5 protein-coding genes and 1 pseudogene are annotated in these 4694 nt (G+C 73.8%); 2 read left to right on the top strand and 4 right to left on the bottom strand.

All coding sequences use genetic code 11. From position 1 onward, the window contains the following. Together ACFHYO_RS05350 and ACFHYO_RS05345 are read left to right on the top strand one after the other, a co-directional pair. A pseudogene (locus ACFHYO_RS05350) lies at positions 1-142 on the top strand (bifunctional folylpolyglutamate synthase/dihydrofolate synthase); the annotation flags it as partial. 79 nt (positions 143-221) lie between these two features. After that, positions 222-1250 (top strand): sensor histidine kinase, encoded by a 1029-nt coding sequence (locus ACFHYO_RS05345; RefSeq protein ID WP_394318895.1) that lies wholly within the window; start codon positions 222-224, stop codon positions 1248-1250. 25 nt (positions 1251-1275) lie between these two features. Here the strand turns inward: ACFHYO_RS05345 and zapE are convergent, their stop codons facing one another. The 4 genes from zapE to ccmI all read right to left on the bottom strand — a co-directional run bounded on the left by zapE (position 1276) and on the right by ccmI (position 4508). After that, entirely contained in the window at positions 1276-2397 is a 1122-nt protein-coding gene (zapE, locus tag ACFHYO_RS05340) for a cell division protein ZapE (RefSeq protein WP_394318894.1), read from the bottom strand. Positions 2398-2632: 235 nt separating this feature from the next. Beyond that, complete coding sequence (locus ACFHYO_RS05335) at positions 2633-2797, bottom strand: DUF1289 domain-containing protein (protein WP_394318892.1); 165 nt, start codon at positions 2795-2797, stop codon at positions 2633-2635. Beyond that, positions 2794-3261 (bottom strand): Holliday junction resolvase RuvX, encoded by a 468-nt coding sequence (gene ruvX / locus ACFHYO_RS05330; RefSeq protein ID WP_036704438.1) that lies wholly within the window; start codon positions 3259-3261, stop codon positions 2794-2796. The genes ACFHYO_RS05335 and ruvX overlap by 4 nt, the downstream gene beginning before the upstream one ends. Continuing rightward, positions 3258-4508, bottom strand: a complete 1251-nt coding sequence (gene ccmI, locus ACFHYO_RS05325; RefSeq protein WP_394318890.1) for a c-type cytochrome biogenesis protein CcmI — start codon at positions 4506-4508, stop codon at positions 3258-3260. Before ccmI ends, ruvX begins: the two co-directional genes overlap by 4 nt. Between the last annotated feature and the right edge of the window lie 186 nt (positions 4509-4694).

Genomic DNA, 4694 nt, shown 5'->3' with positions numbered 1-4694 from the left:
CCGCGCCGCCGGGCTGCCGGCCGGCACCGCCGCGGATGCGAGCGCGGGGTTCCGGGCGCTCGCCGCCGCCCATCCCGGCGCGCGGCTGCTGATCTGCGGCTCGCTGTACCTCGCCGGACGGGTGCTGCGCGAGAACGGCTGATCGGTCCGTTGCGGCGCGGATTTCCGTGTTATATCGGGCGCCTGCATACCCCCGTCAGCCTTTTCGAAAAGCGATTCGCGTGACCCTCGCCCGCCCCTATCTCGACCAGCTCTTCGAGGTGATCGACGACGGTTATTGCCTGTGCGAGATGCTGCGCGGGCCGGACGGCGCGCCGCTCGACTATCGCTTCCTCGAGACCAATCCGCTGTTCGAGACGATGACCGGGCTGGTCGGCGCCGAGGGCCGCACCGCGCGCGAGATGGTCCCCGGGCTCGAGCAGGAGTGGTTCGAGCGCTACGATCAGGTCGCCCGTGGCACCTCGATCCGGTTCCAGAGCCGGTCCGAGGTGATGGGCCGCGACTTCGACGTCTTCGCCACGCCGGTGAAGCCCGACGGCTGTTTCGCCCTCGTCTTCCGCGACGTCACCGAGCGGCTGAGGATCGAGCGCGAGCGCGAGGAGGCGCGGCAGAAGGCCGAGAACCTGCTTGCCGAGCTGAACCACCGGGTAATGAACACGCTCGCCATGATCACCTCGATCGTGCGGATGGAGGCGCGGCGGCTGGACGAGCCCGCCGGCCAGCGGGCGCTGGCGGGAATCGTGACGCGGCTGGCGGCGGTGACGGCGCTCTACCGGGCGCTCAACCGCGCCGCGGACGTGTCCGAGGTCGCCGCCGAGCGCTACCTGCCCGAGGTCGTCAACTCGGTCGCCCATTCGGTCGCGGATGCGACGCAGATCGAGGTGCGCTGCGACATCGCCGCCGAGTGCCTGCCCACCGCGCGCGCCGCGCCGCTGGGGCTGCTGCTCAATGAGGTGATGACCAACGCGCTGAAATACGCCTTTCCCGCCGGGCGGCGCGGGACCATCCGGGTGGTGCTGCGGCGGCTCGACCCCGAGCGGGTCGAGCTGTCGGTTACCGACGACGGCATCGGCACTGCCGCCACCCATGATCCCGCGCGCGAGCCGGGGATCGGCACCGGGCTGATCGAGGCCTTCGTCCAGCAGATCGACGGCCGGCTGGGCGTCGAGAGCTCGGATCGCGGGACGCGGGTGGCGATCGTCTTTCCGCTGCGCGAACGCGAGCGCGAGCCCGCGGGCGACGACGCCTGAGCGAGGCAGGGGCCTTGCCCGCGGCTCAGTCCGCGGCGCGGTTCCGCCCCCAGGCGGCATCGCGCATCTCGCGCAGGCGCGAGGCCGTGCGCTCGAACTCGAAGCTGCCGGTGCCTTCGATATACAGCCGTTCGGGCTCATCGGCGGCGCTGGCGATCAGCCGCACCCGCGCCTCGTAAAGCGCATCGACCAGCGTGACGAAGCGCTTGGCCGCGTCGTAGTTCTGCGAGCCGAGCCGGGGGATGGCGTCGAGGATCAGCACCTCGAACCGCTCGGCCAGGGCGAGGTAGTCGGCCGGGCCGAGCGCCTTGCCGCAGAGATCCCAGAACCCCGCCCGCGCGACCGTGCCCGCGGCGGCCGGGATCGGCACCGCGCGCCCGCCCACGGGCAGGTCGAAGGGCACGGGCGCCGCGCCGTCGGTCAGCGCGTCCCATGCCGCATCCAGCGCCTCGCGCGCGACGCTGTCGGCGGGCGAGAACCAGACCTGCCCGCCCTGCGTCCGGTCCTGCCGGTGGTCGGTGTCGCTGTCGAGGCGCACCACCTGCATCCGCTCGCGGATGAGCGCGATGAAGGGCAGGAACAGCGCCCGGTTCAGCCCGTGCTTGTAGAGGTCCTCGGGCACCCGGTTCGAGGTCGTGACGACGACCACGCCGCGGTCGAACAGCACCTGGAACAGCCGCCCGACGATCATCGCATCGGCGATGTCGGTGATCTGCATCTCGTCGAAGCAGAAGAGCCGCGTCTTGTCGGCGATGGCGTCCGCCACGGGCCGCACCGCATCGGCGTCGCCCCGCGCGCGGGCAGCGTTGAGGCCGGCGTGGACCTCTTGCATGAAGGCGTGGAAATGCACCCGGCGCTTGGCGTCGGTGGGGGCGGTCTCCATCACCAGGTCCATCAGCATGGACTTCCCGCGCCCGACACCGCCCCAGAGATACAGCCCGCGCGGCGCCGGCCCCTGCGGCGGGGCCGAGGCCGCCGCCCCGAACAGCCGGCCGAGCAGCCCGCCCGCCTTGCCCGGCGCCGGCTGGCGGGGCGCCGCCGCCACCAGCCGGTCGAGCACCGGCAGGACGGCGCGCTGCGCGGGGTCGCCGCTGAGCGCGCCGGCGGCGACGCGGGCCTCGTAGGCGGCGGTGACGGGGTGGGACACGGGATCGACCATGCGCCGGAGGTGCCAAATCCGCGCCCGGGGGGCAAGGGGCGGCGCGGGACGTGCGGCGCCGCAGGCGGGGGCTTCGCGCCCCCGCACCCCCGCGGGATATTTTAGCAAGGGAGAATGGGAAGGTTCGTGCGGAAGAGACCGGCGTTCAGCGGATGTTAACCGGCGCCGTGGCAGGGTCCGGGCATGGCCCCGACTCACCCCCCGTGCGCGCCCTTCGGTCCCGTCAGTCCGCCGCCCGGCGGGCGAGGCGGTCGAGCACCGCCTGCTTCTCGGCCTCGCTCATCCGCGACCAGCGGCCGATCTCGTCCAGCGTCCGCCCGCAGCCGAGGCACAGGCGGCGGTCGCGGTCCAGCGTGCAGATGTTGCGGCAGGGGCTCGCGACGCTCATCCGAGATACCGCAGCCGGTCGAGCGCCCCTTGCAGGATATACCCCGCCGCCACCTGGTCGATCACCTCGGCGCGGCGCCTGCGCGAGGTGTCGCCCTCGATCAGCGCGCGCTCGGCCGCGACGGTGGACAGCCGCTCGTCCCAGAAGCCGATCGGCAGCGGCGTCAGCCGCTCGAGGTTGCGGGCGAAGGCCCGGGTGGACTGGGCGCGCGGCCCCTCGCTGCCGTCCATGTTCAGTGGCAGCCCCAGCACGAGCCCGGCAAGGCCGCGCTCGGCCGCCAGCGCCAGCACGGCAGCGGCATCCTGGGTGAACTTCACCCGCCGGATCACCGTCAGCGGCGAGGCGACCTGCCGCAGCCCGTCCGACACCGCCACCCCGATGGTCTTCGTCCCGAGGTCGAGCCCGGCGAGCGCCCCGGCCCGCGGCAGCGCCGCGGCAAAGGCGGTCATGTCGGGGCAGATCATTTCAGCCCGACGCTGTCGGCGGCGGCGGTGACGGTGGCGAGGGCTTCGGTCTGGGACGCGAAACGGGTTTTGGCCTCGGCCAGGATCTCGCGCGCGTGGTCGGTGTTGCCGAGCCGCACGAGCGAGGTGATCAGCCGGCTCCACTCCTCCGGCGTGCCGCCCTCTTCCGAAAGCCGCGTCTCGAGGCGCTGGACCATCCCGGCGATCATCTGCTGCTGTTCTTCGGGCGTCATGTCGCCCGCCGCGGCCACGGCGGCGGCATCAGGCCCGGGCATCATCGGCGCCCCCGCCGGCGCGTCGCCCGGCATCCGGTAGTCGGGATGCCCGGCGAGCCACGCCAGGTCGGGCATGAGCTGGCGGATCGGCGCCATCCACGGTCCGTCCTCGCGCCCGCTTTCGAGCAGGTCGCGCCAGATCGGGAAGGCGAGGTCGGGCCGGTCCACCTGCGCCAGCATCAGCCCGCGCAGATAGAGCGCCTGCCCGTTCTGCGGGTCGCGCTTCAGCGCCTCGTCGAGGGCCGTTTCCGCCTCGCGCGAGACGGCGCCGCCGGCGGCCTCGATCATCAGCCCGGCGAGGCGGGCGTAGTCGAGCGCGTCGGCGTCGCTGCCCTTTGCCTTGATGAGCCCCGCCTGCGCCTCGCGCGCGGCGGTGAAATTGCCCAGCCGCGCCTCGTGCTCGGTTAGCAGGGCAAGGCCCTGCTGGTCGCCCGGCCGGCTTGCCACGGCGGTGCGCAGCTGCTCGACCAGCTTGACGTAGTCGGCATCGGCCTGGGTCGGCGGCGTCGGGGTGGCGGGGCGGGCCGCGGCGGCAGCGGTCTCGGCCTCGGCCTGCGTCGGGCGGGCGGCGATGCGGGCGTCGGCGGCCGCGATCCGGGCCTTGAGCGGCAGGTCGGGCATCGTCGGGCTGCCGAACGTCCAGTAGACCGCGCCGCTGGCCGCGATCAGCGCGACCAGCACCAGCGCCGCCGCCAGCGGCCGCGGGGCGACCCCCCGGGGCGCGGTCTGCCGCGCCAGCGCCCGGTCGGCCTCGAGCACCTTGCGCCCGATCTCGACCCGCAGGCGCTCGGCATCGGCCTCGGACAGCACCTTGCGGGACACGTCGCGGTCCACCTCGCGCAGCTGGTCGCGGTAGACGCGGAGGTCATAGGCGGCAGGCGGCTCGACCGTGGCGGCACCGCGGCCCAGGAAGGGGCGCAGCACCGCCACAGCCACCAGCACCACCATCGCCGCCGCCATCACCCAGAACATCGCCGCCTCATCCCTTTGGTCGCAAGGGTGATAGGCGATTTCGCCGCCAACCGAAAGCGCAGCCATGCCGCAGGGGCGCGCGGCTCACGGCGACGTGCGGGGGCGAGGGGCGCGCCCCGGCGGCCGGGCGCAGGGGCCGGGGCGGGCGCCCCAGTGCTCTGCCGCGCGCGCGGCCGGCGTGGCGAG

Origin of the sequence: Paracoccus panacisoli (assembly GCF_042435015.1) — a bacterium.
GTDB classification, from domain to species: domain Bacteria; phylum Pseudomonadota; class Alphaproteobacteria; order Rhodobacterales; family Rhodobacteraceae; genus Paracoccus; species Paracoccus panacisoli.
This window is presented reverse-complemented; position numbering and strand designations above follow the sequence as displayed.